This window comes from Azotobacter armeniacus (genome assembly GCF_054779355.1).
Map to the genome: position 1 here is coordinate 1 of NZ_BAAGYK010000009.1, position 21,068 is coordinate 21,068.

The following is a 21,068-nucleotide window of genomic DNA, read 5'->3' on the forward strand; positions in this document are numbered from 1 at the left end:
CTGCGCAGAATCCAGAAGTTGCCGGAGCTGGTGAGATCGTTTTTCCGCCACCCGGACTGCCGATATACAGCAGCATGACATTACTTTTTAAAAGATTAGTAACAAAAAACAGGAAAAATTCAAACTCAGAAAAATATTATTTTAAAATTTCACAAAATAAGCTATCAGCGCAAGGGGAGGCGAAGAACAAGTTTAACAAGCCACCAGTTAGCACCAAATTAAAAACCTCCAGACATTGCCCCAAACCACCATTATTTTTTATGGAATAAACATCATGAGACTTGCTTACTTCAAAGACTGGCGCGGAAATTTTGGCGACGACTTAAATATACCATTTTTTAACCACATCATCCCTGGTTATGACAAAATCCTCCCCGAAAAATCATTGTACGGAATTGGCACTCTATTAAATGATGCCCATGGCACGATAAAAAACTCGTTAATTTTTGGCTCCGGCTTTGGATACCGCGAGTCAGTATCCATAGACTGGTCAACGACAAAAGTTTTTGGCGTCCGAGGCCCTATTACAGCAAAAAAACTAGGCCTCGACCCAGATCAATATGTAATGGGAGACCCGGCAATATATGTAGAAAAAATTCCTGAACTCATGACTGGAAGGCCATTCCCTTATAAAAATGTAGTAGCTCTGCATCATAAATCAGCAGAGCTTTGGGACTTCTCAAAGAACAATGATACAGACCTATTCTTTCTTGACCCGGGAACCATTGATATCCAGAGCTATATATCAATAATCAGAGGCGCGGAAGTTGTATATGCAGAATCATTGCATGGTGCAATTATCGCTGCGACATTTGGAATCCCATTTTTCCCAATATCAATAAAGGATGACCTGGAGAAGCACAAATGGAATGACTTTTATGCACTGCTCGGAGTTGAGCCCCCACAGGCTTATCAAGCCACCCCTCCCAAGACATCAATTATCCGCCGAAGTCTTATCTCTTATAAGGCACGAAAAATTATTACTCCTTCAAAAATAGGAATACCCCTTTCACGCTCTTATATTCACAACTTCAAGCAAGAAATTGCATCTTCCAAGCTCAACAATAAAACACTCACCGCCGACCAGAAAACCATAAAAAAACTACAAAACAAAATATTAAACTCAATAGAAGATTTTACAGAGTTCACCAAGCAATAAAACAAGAGAAGCCCCCCAGGCGGAGCACAAAACATGTACAACCCTGGTAGATTACAATTTAATAAATCATAGATACTCCTATTGAGCCCTGATGAGCAGTTCTCGTAAAAGCGTGCACAAATGGCGCCGATGATGGCTGCTCCTCGGAGCATGCGAATACGGTGAAAGTATGCTAAAAAGGCTGGAGTTCATCTGGAAATCAATGCCACGCAAGTCTAAAAACGCAATGCTTTAATCTTTTCCAAAAACCACGAAGAGCTGGAGCAGTTGATTAGACAGGCACAGGAGGTGCAAATCAAACTGGCTTATTTCGACCAAGGTAACTCCTCGTTTAAGCTGCCGGCTCGCAGTGCTTGGGCCCCGCGTGGAACACCCTATCAGGAAGAATCGCAGAAAGCCGGGCAAGCTTAACGTCATGCGACTCGGTATAGATATTCCTTGCCAGTATCTGGAACATACGAAAGCATTTGCGTTCCATGGATTCCTGTTCATGTTTCTGCAGCAGGCAATCAAGCTTCTGGTCGTGGTAACGAACAAGGCCTCCCTCCATATGGTCCAAAGCATACCGCTAAATGCAACGTGAGAAGGAGGGCTAACCAGGCTTCTGTTAATTAACAGCTGGCAAAATAAGCTATCTACTGACTGCGCTGCTCCTTGATTTTAAAGTCCGCCAAGCAGACGAGCTAGCGGCCTGCATGGATAATTAATTAGTCAATTTCGGCGCCCGAGGCCCCAACACAGGCAGTGTTGCCGTTCCTCACCATAACCCTGCTATGACTCGGACTCGTCCCGGCGCCTTGCCTCGAACCCCCCGCATCCGAACTTGAGTTAACCAATCAATCGCCCAGATCACTAGAAGCCGCCCAGGATAATTTAGCCCCCTTTAGAGATCATTAAAGTTCATGGAAGCCATTCCTATTGCGCTATTCTGGGGGCTCGCGCTCCTGGGCCTGTTCGGCAAAAGCCATGTTCTGTTGTATTTATTCTTCGGTTCCATGCCCTTCGGTGCCTTTGCAGTGATACCACCGGAGCTGACCGGCGGCCTGACCCTGACTCCAACTCCCATGGTGGAACTACTAATCATCATGCGTAGCCTGCTCAGCCGCGACGGCTTGAAGTTCTTTTTCGCTGCAGCGCGCTCGCCAAGACGCTTGTTGCTGCTTTTCCTCTTCTGGCTGGTAGCAATAATAACCACCATTTTCATGCCCCGTTTTTTCGGTGGCGAGGTCACTGTCATCCCGGTACGCTTGGACTTTTCCAGCCTCGGCGGCGCGCCACTCGTACCTACCACCCAGAACTTCTCGCAACTCGCCTACATGACGATATCGGTGTTTGCGGTATTTGCCTTTGCCCGCATGCTGCGTGACCCCGCCCAGCGCCAGCATGTCCTGTCTGCCATGTGCCTTGGCGCGGCGCTAGTAATCTTTACCGGCTTTTTGGATTTTCTGACTCAATATGTAGCACTTGACAGTGTCCTGAAGCCCTTCCGTACCGCCACCTATGCATTGCTGACGGAAGTAAAAATTCTTGCTGACAAGCGGGTAGTCGGACTTATGCCTGAAGCTTCCGTCTATGGCGGCCTTTGCATTTCCTTTCTGTGTTTGATCTATTTCTTTCGCCACGCGATAGTTGACCGCTGGCTACGTGAGCGCGCTATTCCAGTTCTCATTTTTTTTCTGGTGCTTTTTACCTGGCTGTCAACCTCTTCTGCAGCCTACGTGAGCCTGTTCGTATTCGGCCTAGTTGCGGTCATGGAGTGGGCGTGGCGAAAAAGCACCAAATCCGCTCGTGGTTTCTCACCCAAGGGACTCGGCTTCGAGTTCTGGACGGCATTAGCGGCGTTACTGGGTCTGTGCTTCATACTCTTGTTTAATCCATCTCTACTGGATCCCATCATCGTTAAGCTCAATGAAATTGTCTTTAACAAAACGCAGACCAGCTCTTATGAAGAGCGCAGCATGTGGACAGCCGTGGGCTGGCAAGCGCTTGCCGATACATGGGGCTTGGGGGTGGGGGTTGGTAGTACCCGCACATCGAACTTTGCAGCAGCAATATTCAGCAATACAGGCGTGATCGGCGGTCTGCTATATTTCGCGCTCGTCCTGCAAAGCTTTCGGCGCAAACTGCCTTCAGGAAGTGACAGGGTCAGTCGGGCCATGATTAATGGAGTTCGCTTTGCATTTATTCCTGCTTTTACTGTAGGGCTTTTGGTAGCTACTACCCCGGACTTTGGTAGTTACAATGCATTTCTCTACGGTGTCGCTTTAGCAGTAGCACTCAAGTCCACCAAAAAAATGAAGCGACTCCCCATGAGAGGAACGGACACAATGGCCGGCAACTCGTCTTTTCAACTTAGCCAGGGACCACAAGGATGAGCAACCCGACATTGGTGGAAGGCTGGCAGTCACGCATCGACTTGTTCTTTGTCTATTCTGCATACACTCTTCGCTATCTCTATTTGTTACTGCTTATCCCATTTTATGGGCAAGTACTTGGTGTAGAAGGCTACGGACTGGTGCTAGCCGCCATGTCCTTGATGAATATGATCTGGCGATTCACCTGCTGGGGATTCTCAACCGCAGGTATGCGCGCCATCGCTACTGCTAGCCCTGAACGATATGCGGGTTTGTTTGGCGAGCATTTGGTGGCTCGCATGATTCTTAGCGTTTTTGCCTTGGTTGGTGGTGGTGTTGCCATCTTTCTATCCCCAGTTTTGTCAGCGAATCCAGTGGCCGGGTTCGCTGCAATCGCGCTGGGAATAGTGTCTGCGTTCAACTTGGGATGGTACTTCGCAGGCAGTGGCCGCCCCCGTAGTGCTGTAGCGCTGGAAGTCATTGGATTCGTCATTAGTCTTCTGCTGATCTTGCCCCTAGTGCAGAAGGAGGATGATGCTGATCTAGTCCTCATATTACTGCTGTGCTCAGGTGTAATAGCACTGGCCATTGCACACTGGTGGGTGCGGCACGAAATATCACAGCCACCACTTGAACTGAAATCAGGTTATGCACTGATCCGCTCTTCCAGCACTATTTTTCTCTACAACGGTAGCTCCGTGCTGCTGGTGGCCTCTTCAACTTATTTGCTGAGCATTATATCTACTCAAGCAGAGGTTGGAGCTTTTGGTGCTGCGGAGCGCTTGGTCGCGGTTGGATTGAGCGTGATGGTGCCAGCTGGTCAGATTCTCCTACCACGTATTACAGCCATGTTTTCCCAACATGATGAGGATGCGGCTTATTCCCTGATCAGAAAAGCAATGTTCATTTTATTCAGTATTGGGCTTAGCGGTTTGGTTTGCACCCTGTTGTTAGGCCACTGGTTTGTACCACTGATCTTTGGATCAGGCTTCGAGGGAAGCGTGCCGGTACTGCAATGTCTGGCACTGGTATTTCCGCTGAGTGCTATCAATCTCGTATTAAGCAGTTATGTTTTGATCCCGCTGCATAAGGAGGGCATGTTGACTAAAGTTGCTCTACTTGGCGCAGCATTGAACTTGCTTTGCGCTATCCCTTTAGGTATTACCTATGGCGGCATTGGCATGGCTGTGGCCCGCATAGTCGGGGAGTCGATTGTCTTCCTAGGCCTTTCTTATTCATGCTGGCGAATTGGCATCCTGCCTCGCATATTACGTCTTTAAAAAGGTTTTTGAAATGAAAGTATTCGTAGTTATCGCCACAAAAGGGCGCGCCAAAGAGACTTATATATTGCTTGACTATATTACCCGTCAAACGCTTACACCAGCCCATGTTGTAGTGGTGGGTAGTGAGCCTCGTGACATTGACGGAATGGATATGCATCCGCTGGTTAGCGAGGGGCACGCGACGCTTTTGTTGTCGAAGGCTGGCTTGACCATTCAGCGCAATGCAGGATTGGATGCGCTAATACCCCATGTGCAATCCTTGGTATCGAATGACTGGCTTGTAGCATTCTTTGACGATGATTTCAGACCTGCACCGAACTGGCTGGAAAACACCGCCAAGGCCATGGAAGAACGCAAAGAAATTGTCGGAATCACCGGTCATGTGCTGGCTGATGGAGTAAAGAGCGAGTTCGGAATTCCGGAGGAGGATGCGCAGCAATACCTCTCGGGGGCAAAGCCAGCGGAATCTCATTGGTCGAACTCGGCCGAAACCAGGATTCTCGAAGGCCTATATGGCTGCAATATGGCGTTTCGCGGAACCGTGGTCGATCACTCACGATTTGATGAAAAGCTTCCCCTCTATGGGTGGCAGGAAGATTACGACTTCGCTAATCAGGCACGGAAATACGGTGTACTGGCATTTTTACCCACCTGTAAAGGCGTTCATCTAGGCGTGAGTTCAGGCCGTACGAGTGGTGTGCGTTTCGGTTATTCTCAGATTGCCAATCCAATTTATCTGGCCAAAAAAGGCACTATGTCTTGGCGCAAGGCAGGCACGCTCATGTCAAAAAACATACTCTCCAATCTAGCAAAAACTATTTTTGGGGTGAAAATAAAGGATTTTCCTGGGCGCTTGCGGGGAAATTTGCGAGCATTTGCCCATCTCTTCTTGGGCAAACTCGACCCGCTGCGCGTGCTGGATATATGAGAATGTGTCGTTCAGGACTCTATAAAACGCCTACCTGGCATGTCACTGAGGTATCACCAAGCATTTAGGTCATCATAGGTGCCTCCCCACAGACATCCGCGACAACCGCGGCCCTGCCCATGAAACAGCCCGCCACGGAAGATGATATGGATTTCTCTGTTTCGATTGTTGTGTGTAATTACAATTATGAAAAATTCATCGCAAGTGCTGTGGAATCAGCATTATCGCAGACTATTGAGCCACTTGAAGTTATTGTTATTGATGATGGCTCAACTGATAATTCATTGGAGCGGCTTAACCACTTTAAAGGCAACCCACGCTTTCACTTGCATACAAAGAAGAATGGAGGTCAAATTTCCGCATATAACACCGGATTTATATTAGCAAAGGGCGACATAATCATATTTCTGGATTCAGATGATCTTCTAACATCAAATGCAATTGAGCATATTGTGGAAGCATTTCAGGATGAGTCGGTTGTAAAAGTTCATTGGTATATGCGCCTGATTGATAAGTTTGGAAGTTCGACAGGCGGAACCATTCCCTCTGCACTTGACAACGGTGAGCAGGGTCGGCGTTTACTGAATCAAGGTGTTCTTTATAATTCGGCACCTGGTAGCGGCAACGCCTATCGGCGCAGCGCTCTAGAAAAGTTGTTTCCTCTCCCCCAAGATAAGCATGACAGGCATGGAGCAGATTTTTTCACCATTTATGGGGCCAGCCTGGTTGGGCGTGTTTTAGAGGTAAACAAGACTCTCGGTGCTTATCGTATCCACGCCTGTAAAGAGGATATTCGTGGTGCTTTGGCTTTCGGAAACGCAGCAAAAAGTGCTGACGAATCTTCACTCGTCAGAAGAAGGTCTTCTCGTTTCCAGCATTGGATCGAAGAGCGATTGCACCTCCGCTTCACACGGTCCCGTTTTATTGATTTTTCAATGTTGAAATCCGAGTATGCAATCACGGTAATGGGAGAGCGTTGGGGCTTGAAACGACTGCGTGCTGCGATAACTCTGTTCCCCCCCCTTAGACGAAGCATTCGCGCCCGAAAGGACTTCGGCTGGGTCAAGCGCACTGCGCTCTATGTATGGGCCACCCTGATTCCTATTTTGCCTAGTGGGCTTGCGCATTTATTAGCAGCTTGGGCTTCAAATCCTGGAACTCGCCCCAGATTGTTTCATAAAGGATAAAAATCCACATAAGCATCTAATAAATACGCTGGCCTTGCAATAAGCACCCAGCCGACACAACAAACCTGTCTCCCCTATGATTGAGCCTTTCCGATTTTAAGTACGTTACCAGTCTTTAGCTGAAATCGAAGCTCTATTGCTTAAATACAAGAAAAAATTCAAGTATTTACATATCAGAGCTGATCTAGACAATCAATAGACCAGCGCATCCATAAATCTTTTGGCTGCCATCAACATGACAAATGAAAGCATTAAAAATTTTAGAGAAGATATAAACGGACTACGAGCATGGGCAGTTTTTTTTGTAGTTCTTTATCATTTCGGTGTTTCATTTTTTAGCGGAGGATTTATTGGAGTTGATGTTTTTTTTGTGATTTCAGGTTTCTTAATGACTGGAATAATTGTTAGCGGCTTGGAAAATCCATCAGATGGGCAGAGAAATTTCTCTGTTTGGAAGTTCTATCTTGCACGAGCCAGGCGAATCATTCCAGCTCTAATAGTTTTATGTGTAGTACTGTTGATTTCTGGTTGGTTTTTTCTGCCAAGTATTGATTATGGCATGCTCGGAAAGCATGTCTTCAGCGCATTGGGCTTTATTTCAAATATAGTTTTCTGGCAAGAGGCAGGATATTTTGATGCAGCCTCACATGAAAAATGGTTGCTACATACTTGGTCATTATCTGTTGAGTGGCAATTTTATTTAATACTGCCATTAGTCCTGCTGGCCACATGGAAACTCCGACCAGGTCGAACTTCAATCACAATTGTGATTGCGCTTGGATTAGTCATTTCCTTTACTCTTTCAGTTTTTTTGTCGCCATGGATGACAAAAGCGGCTTTTTATCTACTTCCAACTCGGGCTTGGGAAATGCTTGCTGGTGGCCTTGTCTATATGCTGGCTGGCTCGCTTTTTTTATCTGATGCTCAGAGAAAAATTATTGAGTTGGCTGGATTTACTCTGATCGTGGCTGCGGTTTTGTTTTTTGATGCGACCAGCAACTGGCCAGGGTGGCGGGCCTTGGTGCCCGTTATAGGAACTGTTCTGGTATTGGTATCAGCAAGGCAAGGCTCGCTATGGACTGGATCCCGCATAGCTCAATCGCTGGGTAGTTGCTCATACTCATTATATCTATGGCATTGGCCGATTGTTGTCGCGCTGGTGTACTTGGAACGTCAAAATGATTTGACAGCCATCGTCTGTGGCTTGGCTCTGACTCTTGTGCTTGGGCATCTGTCTTACCGACTTGTCGAAAACCGAGCGCGGATCAATCTAGGAAAACTGAGTAAAAGTATAAGTTCTGCAGGATTAGTGATTGCAACGTTAGCAGCAGCAGTTCCAGGCTTAGCTTTGAACATTACGAATGGGGTTCCAGGGCGGCTACCAAAAGAGATTGACCAAGTTTTCATGAGTGCTGTAGACACGAATCCAAGAAAAAGTGAGTGCCATGTTAGCGGAAGCACTCCTGTTCCTGAATGCACTTATGGCGGCGATACGTTAGGTGTGATTGTTATTGGTGATAGCCATGCCGCCTCAATTATTGGAGCTATACAAAAAGCGCTACCAGACAACCTTCACGCATTGGACTGGACACTGTCTAACTGCCCAACAATTATCGGCGCAAAAAGTATAAACGATCGTTCTTACCGCTGCGGCGAATTTGTGGCATCCACTATTGAGAAGGCTAAAAATATTCCTGAAAGTGTACCATTAGTAATAATCAACAGAACCTCCGCTGTAGCACATGGAGCAAACGAGGCTGACGGGATATACCTATCTGCCACTCCGGAAATATATTTTGACAAGCCATTCCCCTCTCGAACCCCGGAGTTTTATAAGGATTTAAGAACAAGGATCGTGGATACAGCTTGCGAGTTTGCAAAAACTCGTCCTGTTTATATGGTTAGACCTACTCCTGAGATGAAGCTTGATGTCCCAAGAACAATGGGAAGAGCAATGCTCCTTGGCGGCACAAGAGAAGTATCTATAAGTTTGGACGAGTACCACGAACGACAAGCCTTTGCTTGGGCCGCGCAAGACGCTGCTGCCAAGAAATGTGGCGTTAGGATTCTTGATCCATTGCCTTACCTTTGTGGCGAAACTCATTGCTATGGAGCGAAAAATGGAATTCCACTTTTCTCTGATGACGACCACTTAAATGAGCATGGAGCAAGTTTCTTAACGCCTCTATTCTCTGAGATATTCAAAGACAAGGTGAAAGAACCAATGGCGCGATCAAATTGATTTCCAGCCATAACTTACTACACAAAACACCACCTATTAAGTGCTCGAAGAAAAATAATCCGATATTTTCCCCTGCATTGCCCGTGCAAGCCTCTGAAATACAGGGGTTGGCCTGGTTCGAACAGCAGAAAATCCGGGAAAATTTTGTTCGAGTACTTAGTCTTTTCCGTAAAAGTGCTTTACACAGCACAGCATTTTAAGTACGGAATTAGATTTAAACTTAAGTTTTACCCATGTAATAAAATATTTCAGCCTCGAATACGCGCAAAGAAGAAGCTAACGGGCCGCTATCATTTCTGGCGGAAATCGACGCGATGACGGAAATAATGGCGAGGCCGCATGATGCGCCCGCCTCAATCCAGTAACTGTATTGCACTGAGCTTCTGCATCCGCCCAGAACACCCCAAGGCATCAGGAAAGGATTTTCAGATTGATATATGTAAATGCCCGATTCTTGACGCAACCCATAACTGGCGTGCAGCGTTACTCTCTGGAGATTAGCCGGCAGCTAATCAGACTGCTTCCGTCCATCAAACTTGTAGCACCTCAAAACATAATTCACCATGAGATTGCTCGCGCCCTGGGAGTTGAAGTCGTAGGATCCAGAACCGGGCATACATGGGAGCAAATCGACCTCCCGCTATTCCTGGAAAGAAAGGGTACGCCACTGCTTGTCAACCTGGCAAACACAGCCCCACTTCTCTACAAGAAGAAAATATTGACACTTCACGACGTGGCTTTTGAAAGATTTCCAGAAAACTTCTCGTGGAAGTTTCGCTCGGTTTATCAATTGGCCACACCAAAAACCCTTAAAGACTCGCTAAAAATCATAACCGTCAGCGAGTTCTCCAAGAGAGAGATTTGCGCAATCTATAACATTCCTCCGGAAAAAGTTTTCGTCGTCCCCAATGCTGTCTCCGACTCATTCCAAAGAAAACCTTCATCCGCCACCGAACGCTATATACTGGCAGTCTCTTCGATAAATAGACAGAAAAACTTCCACGGACTTATTGACGCATTCACCCTGCTCAAGCAGAACACTCATAAACTTTACATCGCTGGCTCGCTGAATAAAAACTTCGCGGACCCCGACCTTGTGAAAAAAATAGAATCGGATTCCAGAATTAAACTACTGGGGAGAGTCTCCGATGAGGACTTGGTCAATCTTTATAGCGGGGCTGATGCCTTTATATTTCCGTCTTTTTATGAAGGCTTCGGTATTCCGCCGCTGGAAGCTCAAGCCTGTGGGTGCCCTGTCATTGTATCGAATACAGCAAGCCTTCCAGAGGTATGCAGAGACTCGGCTCTTTATTGTTCACCACACGACACAAATGACATTGCCGAAAAAATAGATCTTCTTATTTCAAGACCGGATCTAGCCCAAACGCTAAAAGAAAAGGGCCGTATAAACATTGAGCGTTACAACTGGAAGATATCTGCCATAAACCTTCTTGAAGCAATAAAGGAGTTTCAATGAAAGTCGCGATCGTTCACTACTGGTGGCTCAGCAATCGTGGCGGCGAGGCAGTTTGCTCTGCGCTTGTCGAACTTTTTCCGGAAGCAGACATTTTTATGCATGTCTGCAATGAAGAAGTAGTACGCAAGTCACTCCCCAAGAATTTCAGGGGGCAGATCCGCACCACCTTCATTTCGCGCCTGCCGGGTGCGAAGAAGCACTACCAGAAGTACCTGCCCTTCATGCCGCTCGCCCTAGAGAAGCTCGATCTCAACGAGTATGACCTGGTTCTCAGCATCGAATCCGGCCCAGCCAAAGGCGTCATTACCCGCCCGGACGCCCTGCATATCTGTTATTGCTGCTCGCCCATGCGTTATGTGTGGGACATGTACCACGAATACCTAGCCGGAGCCGGGTGGATCATTCGTACACTGTTTCCCTTGGTTGCACACCGGCTGCGGGTATGGGACAGGCTTTCGGCAGACCGTGTGGACCATTTCATCGCAGTCTCGAACTTTATCGCTTCACGTATCAAGAAGTTTTATCACCGTCAGGCCGAAGTCATTTTCCCGCCAGTCAATACGTCCGAATTCAGCCATGAGGCCGAACGTGGCGACTTTTACCTATGTCTTGGGCAGTTGGTGGCCTACAAACGCGCGGATCTGGCCGTCGAGGCCTTCAACAGGCTTGGCCTGCCGCTTATCGTGATAGGCGAAGGTGAGCTGTTTGACAGTCTGAAGGCCAAAGCCCAGCCCAATGTGACCCTGATGGGACGCCAGCCTTTCCCGGTCATCAAGGATCTCCTGCAACGTTGCCGGGGTCTGGTATTCCCGGGGATGGAGGACTTTGGCATTGTTCCTGTCGAGGCCATGGCGGCGGGTGCTCCGGTTATCGCTTACGGCAAGGGCGGTGCGCTGGAAACCGTCATTCACGGCAAGACCGGCATCCTGTTCGACGAGCAGAGTGTGGATGCCTTGATGCGGGCCGTGCAGCAAATGGAAAACGGCGAATTCAACTTCTCTCCAACGCTCTTGCATGAGCATGCTGCTACTTTCGATAAAACTATTTTCAAACAACGGGTCAAAAGCTTCATCTTTCGGCAGGAGCATTTTCAAGCAGCGGATCAAAAGCTTCAGCGGCAAGGAGATCGCGCAAAACTAATGGAAGATGCAAGTCAGGTATAGGAGCAAACTTATTCGTTAATGGCTGGGCAAAGCGCGGATAAATCTGCTCCACAAGCGCCAAGGCGCGATATTCATCCAGGACGCATTCAGCTTATTTCAACTCACTCCACCGACGTGGCTACCAATTGTAGCTCCCCCTCACCCCTGCCCTCCTCCAAAGGGGAGAGGGCGCTAAAAGCGAGCAACCTCTGGCGAATACCGAGCTGTCCATGCTGCAGGCCACCATCCAGCATCTGCAGGGGCTGTGAGCTGATCGAGGTGCAGTCCGGCTCATACCTGGGCGAGGACGGTATGGTGCGCTTCGAGGACAAATACGGGCGAGCCCTGACCCACTGGTTTGAACGGCTTCATTTCGGCCATTGATTACTGAACCTGAGTCGGAAGATTCCATTCACTCTGCTAAAGGATTTATCAGATGAGCTGTGCTGTCATTTTTGGAGGCTCTGGCTTTATTGGCGTCTTCTTTGCAAAACAACTACTTGCTACTGGTGGCTTTGAAAAGATCTACCTATTCGACAAGGAGCAGGTTGCCGACAAGACCTTCCCCTATCGCATTCGGCTGATCCGGGAGATTGACGAGATTGTCGAGATCAAAGGCGATGTCCGTCAGGAAATCACCTGGCAACCTCAGGAACAGATCGCCCTGATTGCCAACTTTGCCGCAGTGCACCGTGAGCCGGGCCATGAGGATTTCGAATACTACGAAACCAACCTGCTGGGTGCCGAAAATGTCTGTGCCTGGGCCGAACGTGTGGGTTGTAACGACATCATATTCACCAGTTCCATTTCGCCCTATGGGCCGAGTGAACAGCAAAAGGACGAGCGCTCTCTGCCGGTTCCCGTGACAGCCTACGGTGGCTCCAAGCTGGCCGCGGAAAAAATCCATCAGACCTGGCTGGCAGCCGACAAGGCGCAGCGTCACCTGGTCATCGTCCGTCCCGGCGTGGTCTTCGGCCCGGGCGAAGGTGGCAATGTTTCCCGCCTGATCAAGGCAGTGATCAAACGCTACTTCTTCTATATGGGCAATCGCGATACCCGCAAGGCCGGCACCTATGTGAAGGAACTCTGCGCAGCCATAGTGTGGGCCCTGCAACGGCAGAAGGAGCAGGGCCAACACTTCACACTGTTCAACATGTCCATGAACCCCGGCCCCTCGATTCAGGAATATGTGGAGGCAGTCTGCAAGGTGGCCGGCGCTCAGCGCAAGGTACCGGCAATCCCCTACCCTCTGCTTCTGAGTGCAGCCTATGGCATCGAGCTGATCGCCCGTCCGCTCGGTATCAAGCACCCCTTCAGCCCGGTACGGATTCGCAAGCTGGTTCGCTCGAACAATATCCACCCTGGCTATCTGGTGGAGCACGGCTATCCGTACCAGTACCCCCTGGAGTCGGCATTCGCCGACTGGAAAACCGACTGCCCCGAAGAGTGGCGCTAGTGACCTGTTTGGTTGATTCGATCAGTCAATCTTCGGCGCCTGGGGGTTTCGATACTGCATTGCCGCTCCTCGCCATAGCCCTGCCATGAGTCGTCGCGGCGCCTTGTCTCGAAACCCCGGTCATCCGAACTTGAGTCAACCAATCGACCGCACAGACCGCTAGAGCATTCTCATGAAATACCTGATCACCACTGAGGCGGCCTTGGGCACGATGGCTTTCAGCTCTCTCTCCCCGGCCCCTCTCCCAAACATGGGAGAGAGGAGAAATCCACGCATGCCGTTATCCTGGCCGCCCCAGAAAGGTGAGTCCGAGTATAGTGAAAATGCTCTAGCCATCGTTTCAATTCGTTTTACTGAGCCACCCGCAAGTCATCTAAATGGAGTTTAGAGAATGCACAAGAAAGCAATCATTACCGGCATCACCGGCCAAGACGGCGCCTACCTGGCGCAGCTACTGCTGGATAAGGGCTACACCGTCTACGGCACCTACCGCCGTACTAGTTCGGTGAGTTTCTGGCGTATCGAGGAACTGGGCATCGAGCAGCATCCGAATCTGCATCTGGTCGAATATGATCTGACCGATCTGTCCGCCAGCATCCGCCTGCTGCAGAGCATCGAAGCCACCGAAGTGTACAACCTGGCGGCACAGAGCTTTGTGGGGGTTTCATTCGAGCAGCCGTTGACCACTGGCGAGATCACCGGTCTGGGCGCGCTGAACCTGCTGGAGGCTATCCGCATAGTCAATCCCAAGGTGCGCTTCTACCAGGCGTCCACTTCGGAGATGTTCGGCAAGGTGCAGGCGATTCCGCAGATCGAGACTACGCCGTTCTACCCGCGTAGTCCCTATAGCGTAGCCAAGCTGTATGCACACTGGATGACCATCAACTATCGCGAGTCCTACGGCATCTTCGGTACCAGCGGCATTCTCTTCAACCACGAGTCACCGCTGCGCGGTCGTGAATTCGTGACCCGCAAGATCACCGATAGCGTAGCCAAGATCAAGCTGGGCAAGCAGAAGCGGCTGGAGTTGGGCAATATGGACGCTAAGCGCGACTGGGGCTTCGCCAAGGAGTACGTAGAAGGCATGTGGCGCATGCTGCAGGCCGACGAGCCGGATACCTTCGTGCTGGCCACCAACCGCACCGAAACCGTTCGCGATTTCGTATCCCTGGCCTGCAAGGCAGTCGATATCGACCTGGAATGGAAAGGCGAGGGTGAGCATGAGCAGGGTATCGACACCGCGACCGGCAAGGTGATCGTGGCGGTGAATCCGAAGTTCTATCGTCCGGCGGAAGTGGACATGCTGATCGGCAATCCAGCCAAGGCGAAAGAGAAGCTGGACTGGGAGCCGAAAACTTCTCTGGAAGAGCTATGTCGAATGATGGTCCAAGCGGATCTTCGTCGTAACCAACAAGGATTTTCATTTTAATGAGTATGGCCAGCAAACGTGCGCTGATTACTGGGATCCACGGCTTTACAGGTCGCTATATGGCGGCCGAGCTTAAGGCACATGGCTATCAGGTGACTGGTTTGGGTAGTCGCCCAAGTGTTGAGCCTGGCTATCAACAAGCTGACCTGCTCGATGCAGCGGCTTTGCGTACGTTGCTGGCCGATATTCAGCCAGATGTGGTGGTGCATCTGGCTGCCTTGGCCTTTATCGGGCATGGGGATGCCAATGCCTTTTATCAGATCAATCTGATCGGTACACGCAACTTGCTGGAAGCAATTGCCGCTTCCGGTAAATCGCCTGAGTGCGTGTTGCTTGCCAGCAGCGCAAATATTTATGGCAATGCTTCTGCCGGTGTATTGAATGAGGACACTCATCCTGCACCTGCCAATGACTACTCAGTGAGCAAGCTGGCCATGGAGCATATGGCCAACCTGTGGCACGAACGTTTGCCGATAGTCATCGCACGGCCATTCAACTACACGGGGGTTGGTCAGGAGGAGAACTTTCTTCTGCCGAAAATCGTGTCGCACTTCCGTAACAAGGCAGAAAAGATCGCGTTGGGAAATCTCGATGTCTGGCGCGACTTCAGCGATGTGCGCTCGGTTGTGCAGGCCTATCGTAGGTTGCTCGAAGTTCGGCCGCTAGGCCAGACGGTGAATGTCTGTTCAGGACAAACCCATTCATTGCGGGAGATCCTGACTATATGCCAGAGCATAACGGGTCATTCAATGCAGGTCACGGTCAACCCGGCTTTCATGCGGGCCAATGAGGTGAAGATTTTATGTGGGGATAACTCCCGCCTTCGCATGCTGCTCGAAGCCTGGGATACTCCGCCTATAAAGAAAACACTACGCTGGATGCTTACGGCCGACCGAGTTGAAGCTCGTTCTCTCTGTTGATCTGATCCGTGCCTGGCCGCGCGTGCGGGTTGTAACGACATCATCTTCCCCAGCTTCATTTCGTCCTATGGCCCGAATGTGGAGGCAGTCTGCAAGGTGGTCGGCGCTCAGAGCAAGGTACCGGCAATCCCCTACCCTCTGCTTCTGAGTGCAGCCTATGGCATCGAACTGATCGCCCGTCCGCTCGGTATCAAGCCCCCCTTCAGCCCGGGTACGGATTCGCAAGCTGGTTCGCTCGAACAATATCCACCCTGCCTATCTGGTGGGGCACGGCTATCCGTACCAGTATCCCCTGGAGTCGGTATTCGCCGACTGGAAAACCGACCGCCCTGGAGAGTGGCGCTAACCCTATCCTTTTACTCGGTATGGATGCTGACTCGTGACAAAAACAATCCTGGTAACTGGCGGCGCCGGCTATATCGGCTCGCACACCACCCTCGCCCTGCTCGAGGCCGGTTTCGAGGTGCTGGTGCTGGACAATCTCCACAATAGTTCGTCCGAATCTCTGCGGCGGATCGAGGCTATTTGCGGCAAGCAGCCACTATTCGTCGAAGGCGATATTCGCAACTGTGATCTGCTGGACGGGCTTTTTCACAAACACCGCATCGCTGCAGTTCTGCATTTTGCCGGCCTCAAGGCGGTGGGCGAGAGCGTGCAAAAGCCGCTGGAATACTACGAGAACAACGTTGCCGGCAGCGTCGCGCTATGCCAGGCCATGGCACGTGCCGGGGTGTTCCGCCTGGTGTTCAGTTCCTCGGCCACCGTCTATGGTGAGCCGGCGCAGATGCCGATCCGCGAAGACGTTCCCACCGGCACGCCTACCAATCCCTATGGCCGCTCGAAGCTGATGGTCGAGGAGATCCTCCGCGATCTCGCCGCCTCCGACTCGCGCTGGAGCATCGCTCTGCTGCGCTACTTCAATCCGGTGGGCGCCCATGAAAGCGGGCTGATCGGCGAAGACCCCAACGGCATTCCCAACAATCTGCTGCCCTATATTAGCCAAGTGGCCATCGGCAAGTTGCGTGAGCTGTCGGTGTTCGGCGATGACTATCCGACTCGCGACGGTACTGGTCTACGCGACTACATCCATGTAGTGGACCTGGCCAATGGGCATCTCAAGGCGATGCAGGCGATTTCGTCGCAAAGCGGCGTGAACGTCTGGAACCTCGGCACTGGTATCGGCTACAGCGTGCTGGAGATAATACGGGCTTTCACAGAGGCTTCCGGTCAGCCGGTGCCCTATCGGATCGCCCCTCGCCGGCCCGGCGATATTGCCGAATGCTGGGCTGATCCAACCAAAGCCGCCTATGAGTTGGACTGGAAAGCCAAACGTGGGCTGGAAGCGATGATGCGCGACACCTGGCGCTGGCAGTCAAGGAATCCGCGGGGATATGCGGAGTAAGGCGGTTGTTTGTTTCATCTTGGCGGGCCATTGGCCCGTGCTCAAGATGAAACTCTTCATTTCAAGAATTTCCATCAACCCCATTCACTTTCAAGGACGTTTATGATCAGCAAGTGTCTGTTTCCCGCCGCCGGCTACGGCACCCGTTTTCTCCCGGCCACCAAGGCGATGCCCAAGGAGATGCTTCCTATTGTCAACAAGCCGTTGATTCAGTACGGCGTCGAGGAAGCGCACGATGCCGGGCTGCAGCACATGGCCATCGTTACCGGTCGAGGCAAGCGTGCGCTGGAAGACCATTTCGACATCAGCTACGAGCTAGAGCAGCAGATCCGCGGTACTGACAAGGAGAAGTACCTGACAGGCACGCGCAAGCTGATCGATGAGTGCACCTTTTCCTACATTCGTCAGGTGGAAATGAAGGGCCTGGGACATGCCATTCTCACTGGCCGTCCGCTGATTGGCGACGAGCCTTTCGCCGTGGTCCTGGCCGACGACTTGTGCCTGAACCTCGGTGGTGACGGCGTGTTGGCGCAGATGATCAAGCTCTACAAGCAGTTCCGCTGTTCCATCGTCGCCATCCAGGAAGTACCGTGCGATCAGACCCACAAGTACGGGGTGATCGCCGGCGAGATGATCCGTGACGACATCTATCGAATCACCAACATGGTCGAGAAACCCAAGCCGGAGGACGCGCCATCCAACCTGGCGATCATCGGCCGTTATATCCTGACTTCGGACATCTTCGACCTGATCGCCGATACCGAACCGGGTAAGAATGGCGAAATCCAGATCACCGATGCATTGATGAAACAGGCCCAGAGCGGCTGCGTGCTGGCCTACCGGTTCCAGGGCCAGCGCTTCGACTGCGGCAGCGCCGAGGGCTATGTCGAGGCGACCAACTTCTGCTTCGAGCATTTGTACAACCAGGAGCTGTAACCAACTCCTCTGTCCTTCCACAAGACCCACCAAGGACACGCCCCGGCAAACGCTCCTCAAGGGCAAACGCAAGATAGAACGGGTCAAGAAGCGCTTTGTGGAAGATCAGCTTGAGGCAGCCTGGCAATTCACCACAGATCAGGCACGCATCAAGCTCCGCAGGCTTTAGCCGACGTTCCGGGTGGATGAGACACCAGGGGCCTATGCGGTCGATTGGTTGACTCAAGTTCGGATGACCGGGGTTTCGAAACAAGGCGCCGCAACGACTCATGGCGGGGCTCTGGCGAGGAGCGGCAACGCAGTATCGGAGCCCGGGACGCCGAAATTGACTCATCGAATCAATCAAACAGACCACTAGCGATGCATTTCAAATGTTCGCTCGTCCGCCCCTTCAAAACGACAAGCCAGCAAGGAATTTTATACCGCAGTATTTGCGGCACCAGCCTTAAAAAGGCTGAACAAACAAAACTTAAGCAGGAAGTTGTTAGATGAGTTCACTTCGCTACCGTCCTGAAATAGATGGGCTTCGAGCCATCGCCATTATTCCGGTAATATTTTTCCATGCGCATATTTTTGGTTTTGACGGTGGTTTTGTAGGGGTTGATATATTTTTTGTCATATCAGGCTTCTTGATAACATCAATAATTATCAAGGAAATTGATTGCAGGAGCTTTTCTCTAATCCACTTTTGGCTTCGAAGAACTCGCCGACTATTACCAGCATTAATCGTCGTCTTAGGCATGACAACCATTGCGGCATATATCTTATTATATCCCAGCGAATTCAAAAGCTTTGGCAGGTCATTAATAGCCCAGTCAGTATTCTCCTCGAATTTATTCTTCCTGCTTCAGGATGATTATTTTGCCACCACATCAGAAATGATGCCTCTTCTTCATACTTGGTCTCTAGCAGTAGAAGAGCAGTTTTACATATTTACGCCCATTGCTTTATTATGCCTTGGAGTCAAATATCGAAAGTTCAGATTCTGGTTTTTCCTGATTGCCACTTTTTTATCTTTACTGTTAAGCACTTGGCTTGTCGAGCATCAGCCAAAAATTGCTTTCTACATGCTTCCATCACGAGCCTGGGAGCTATTAAGTGGATCATTACTAGCATTACTAATAGACAAAATAAAAATTAGCAGTGACAACAGACACACCCTCTCCCACTCAATTGATCAGGCACTAGCACTTGTCGGCATATCATTAATAATCTGGTCAATTTTCTCATTGAATCCAACGTCAAAATTCCCTGGCTACAATGCGATTCCACCAATTTTCGGGGCGATGCTTGTCATTTATGCAACTAGGAATGGTGGCACATTTATCGGAAACTTTCTCTCGCTCAGACCGCTTGTATGGGTAGGCCTAATTTCATACCCTCTTTATCTCTGGCATTGGCCAGTCCTGGTTTTTGCGCGCTATATCAACGCCGACACGCTTGTGGCCTGGAAGCCCGGCCATATATCTGAACTGGCCGTTATTTGGCTAATTCCGATAATGTTCCTTCTGGCATGGGCAACCTATGCTTTTATCGAGACCCCTGTAAAAGAAAAGTCATTCTTAAAAAAGCATTCACATTCTTTCTTCATGGCTGGTGTCGCGACTGCTGCCTGTCTTGTAATAGGCATTCTGATTGAGCGAGACTATGGCGGCGTCAGCAGGTTCGCCCCCGACTCTCAAGAATTCCTGAAGGCAGAAACAGCACCAACTAATCGTTGTGGTCACTGGATTAATTCCATTGGGTGGTCGGCTCTTTGCAACGTTGAAGCTGGAGCCCCGGGCAAGCCTGCACTACTAGTGTTGGGCGATAGCCATGCAGGCATGATTGTTAGTGGTTTAATTTCAGTCGCTCGAAAATATGACATTGGCGTTTATGTCAATCGTAATAGCTGCCATACCAGTCTGCTAATGGGAAATCGAACCATCTGCGGATTTTCTGTAGAAGACCTTCAGGCCCTAGTGAAAGCAAAAAATATTGGATCAGTTATTGTTGTCAATCGCTTTGATGAGTTTGTCGAAGGAATTGAAAAAGGTGGCATCGACGATAATGGTACTGCACCCCTACTGTCAGAGATGGAGAAAAAACATAGGCGCCTGCAGTTCGACAAGGATATGAAATCAACATTTAGCGCACTTTCTCAGCTTCCTGTCAAACTGGGGATTATGAAGCAGGTTCCCACTATGTTAATGCATCCTCAGCGTATGCTGGCATACAAGGCCTCCAACAAAGAATCACTCGAAAACCTGGGGAAAGATTTATTGGCCGATAATACAAAGAATCTATACATCAACCGCACGATAGATGACTTGGCGGCTATTGGCGTGGCAATTTTGGAGCCTAGCCGCTATCTTTGCTCAAACGATGGCCTCTGCCAGGCTCATGAAGGAAATCACTCTTTGTATCGAGATGAGGATCATCTTTCTGATTTCGGCGCTCAAAAACTGACTTCTATGTTTGAAGAGTACTTGCAGGAAGTGAGTAATCCGGGGGAGATAGTTACGAAGCTGAGCGCAAGCAGGAACGACCGCAAAATCTAACCAAGTCATCACCAGGAACTCAGGTCATCATGAGTGTCCTCCACAGACACTGGCAGCACCCTATGAAACATCCCATCTTACCGCTGACCAAGGAAGTGTTTGAATAAATCGAAACCGACTACAACCGCCAGCGGTGTCACAACATGCTGGCTTATATCACCCCGGAGGCCTTCGATACCCGGATGAGTTCTTATTAACCCGGCAATCAAATACCCAATCTAAGTGGCATAACGCACCGACGCATGCTGGAAGTAGGCAACTACCCGCTCCGGGGTTTTGGCCAACCAGCTCATGAATGCCTCGGCCTTCTCCAGCAATTCCGACTTGTTTCGCGCCCGGTCACTGGTGCGCAAGCGTGTCTTGAGGTCGCGGTTCAAATACTCGTCCGGATTACACTCAGGCGAATAGGGTGGCAGGTAGAACGCTTCGATTTCTTCCTTGTGCCCTTCGAGCCATTCCCTGACCAGACGCGCATGATGGACACGCAGGTTGTCCAGGATCAGAAAGAACTTCCTGTCACTGTCCGCCACCAGCCTCGACATGAAACCGATCATCCGCTCAGTATTCATGGCCCCCTCCAGGAACTCGAACCGTACCAGTCCCTGGTTGCTGA

Annotated in this window: 16 protein-coding genes; 15 read left to right on the plus strand and 1 reads right to left on the minus strand. The window is 50.1% G+C overall.

Annotated elements, in window-relative coordinates; genetic code table 11:
- The 15 genes from ACYVD0_RS02545 to ACYVD0_RS02615 all read left to right on the plus strand — a co-directional run.
- On the plus strand, positions 1-269 hold a 269-nt coding region (locus tag ACYVD0_RS02545), incomplete at its 5' end, for a hypothetical protein (protein ID WP_460425337.1).
- Between the two features lie 5 nt (positions 270-274).
- Positions 275-1,159 (plus strand): polysaccharide pyruvyl transferase family protein, encoded by an 885-nt coding sequence (locus ACYVD0_RS02550; RefSeq protein ID WP_460425338.1) that lies wholly within the window; start codon positions 275-277, stop codon positions 1,157-1,159.
- A gap of 902 nt (positions 1,160-2,061) precedes the next feature.
- Positions 2,062-3,534 carry a hypothetical protein gene (locus ACYVD0_RS02555; RefSeq protein ID WP_460425339.1) on the plus strand — a complete coding sequence of 491 codons (1,473 nt, stop codon included), beginning with the start codon at positions 2,062-2,064 and terminating at the stop codon, positions 3,532-3,534.
- Positions 3,531-4,793: an MATE family efflux transporter gene (locus ACYVD0_RS02560; protein WP_460425340.1), complete on the plus strand. Its 1,263-nt coding sequence runs from the start codon at positions 3,531-3,533 to the stop codon at positions 4,791-4,793. The genes ACYVD0_RS02555 and ACYVD0_RS02560 overlap by 4 nt, the downstream gene beginning before the upstream one ends.
- A 13-nt stretch (positions 4,794-4,806) precedes the next feature.
- Positions 4,807-5,724, plus strand: a complete 918-nt coding sequence (locus ACYVD0_RS02565; protein WP_460425341.1) for a glycosyltransferase family 2 protein — start codon at positions 4,807-4,809, stop codon at positions 5,722-5,724.
- Between the two features lie 119 nt (positions 5,725-5,843).
- Entirely contained in the window at positions 5,844-6,911 is a 1,068-nt protein-coding gene (locus ACYVD0_RS02570) for a glycosyltransferase family 2 protein (protein WP_460425342.1), read from the plus strand.
- A gap of 220 nt (positions 6,912-7,131) precedes the next feature.
- Entirely contained in the window at positions 7,132-9,153 is a 2,022-nt protein-coding gene (locus ACYVD0_RS02575) for an acyltransferase family protein (protein WP_460425343.1), read from the plus strand.
- A 454-nt stretch (positions 9,154-9,607) separates the two neighbouring features.
- Positions 9,608-10,630 carry a glycosyltransferase family 4 protein gene (locus ACYVD0_RS02580; protein WP_460425344.1) on the plus strand — a complete coding sequence of 341 codons (1,023 nt, stop codon included), beginning with the start codon at positions 9,608-9,610 and terminating at the stop codon, positions 10,628-10,630.
- Entirely contained in the window at positions 10,627-11,793 is a 1,167-nt protein-coding gene (locus ACYVD0_RS02585) for a glycosyltransferase family protein (protein ID WP_460425345.1), read from the plus strand. The genes ACYVD0_RS02580 and ACYVD0_RS02585 overlap by 4 nt, the downstream gene beginning before the upstream one ends.
- Positions 11,794-12,208: 415 nt before the next feature.
- On the plus strand, positions 12,209-13,228 hold the full coding sequence (locus ACYVD0_RS02590) for an NAD-dependent epimerase/dehydratase family protein (RefSeq protein WP_460425346.1): 1,020 nt from the start codon (positions 12,209-12,211) through the stop codon (positions 13,226-13,228).
- Positions 13,229-13,619: 391 nt separating this feature from the next.
- A complete protein-coding gene (gmd, locus tag ACYVD0_RS02595; protein ID WP_460425347.1) occupies positions 13,620-14,657 on the plus strand; it encodes a GDP-mannose 4,6-dehydratase in 1,038 nt (345 codons plus the stop codon).
- Complete coding sequence (locus ACYVD0_RS02600; RefSeq protein ID WP_460425348.1) at positions 14,657-15,577, plus strand: Rossmann-fold NAD(P)-binding domain-containing protein; 921 nt, start codon at positions 14,657-14,659, stop codon at positions 15,575-15,577. The genes gmd and ACYVD0_RS02600 overlap by 1 nt, the downstream gene beginning before the upstream one ends.
- A gap of 379 nt (positions 15,578-15,956) precedes the next feature.
- Positions 15,957-16,979: an NAD-dependent epimerase/dehydratase family protein gene (gene galE / locus ACYVD0_RS02605; RefSeq protein WP_460425349.1), complete on the plus strand. Its 1,023-nt coding sequence runs from the start codon at positions 15,957-15,959 to the stop codon at positions 16,977-16,979.
- Between the two features lie 102 nt (positions 16,980-17,081).
- On the plus strand, positions 17,082-17,915 hold the full coding sequence (gene galU, locus ACYVD0_RS02610) for a UTP--glucose-1-phosphate uridylyltransferase (protein WP_460425350.1): 834 nt from the start codon (positions 17,082-17,084) through the stop codon (positions 17,913-17,915).
- Between the two features lie 488 nt (positions 17,916-18,403).
- Positions 18,404-20,455 carry an acyltransferase family protein gene (locus ACYVD0_RS02615; RefSeq protein ID WP_460425351.1) on the plus strand — a complete coding sequence of 684 codons (2,052 nt, stop codon included), beginning with the start codon at positions 18,404-18,406 and terminating at the stop codon, positions 20,453-20,455.
- Between the two features lie 218 nt (positions 20,456-20,673).
- Here the strand turns inward: ACYVD0_RS02615 and ACYVD0_RS02620 are convergent.
- Positions 20,674-21,068: transposase (locus ACYVD0_RS02620; RefSeq protein ID WP_460425352.1), on the minus strand; the 395-nt coding region annotated here is incomplete at its 5' end.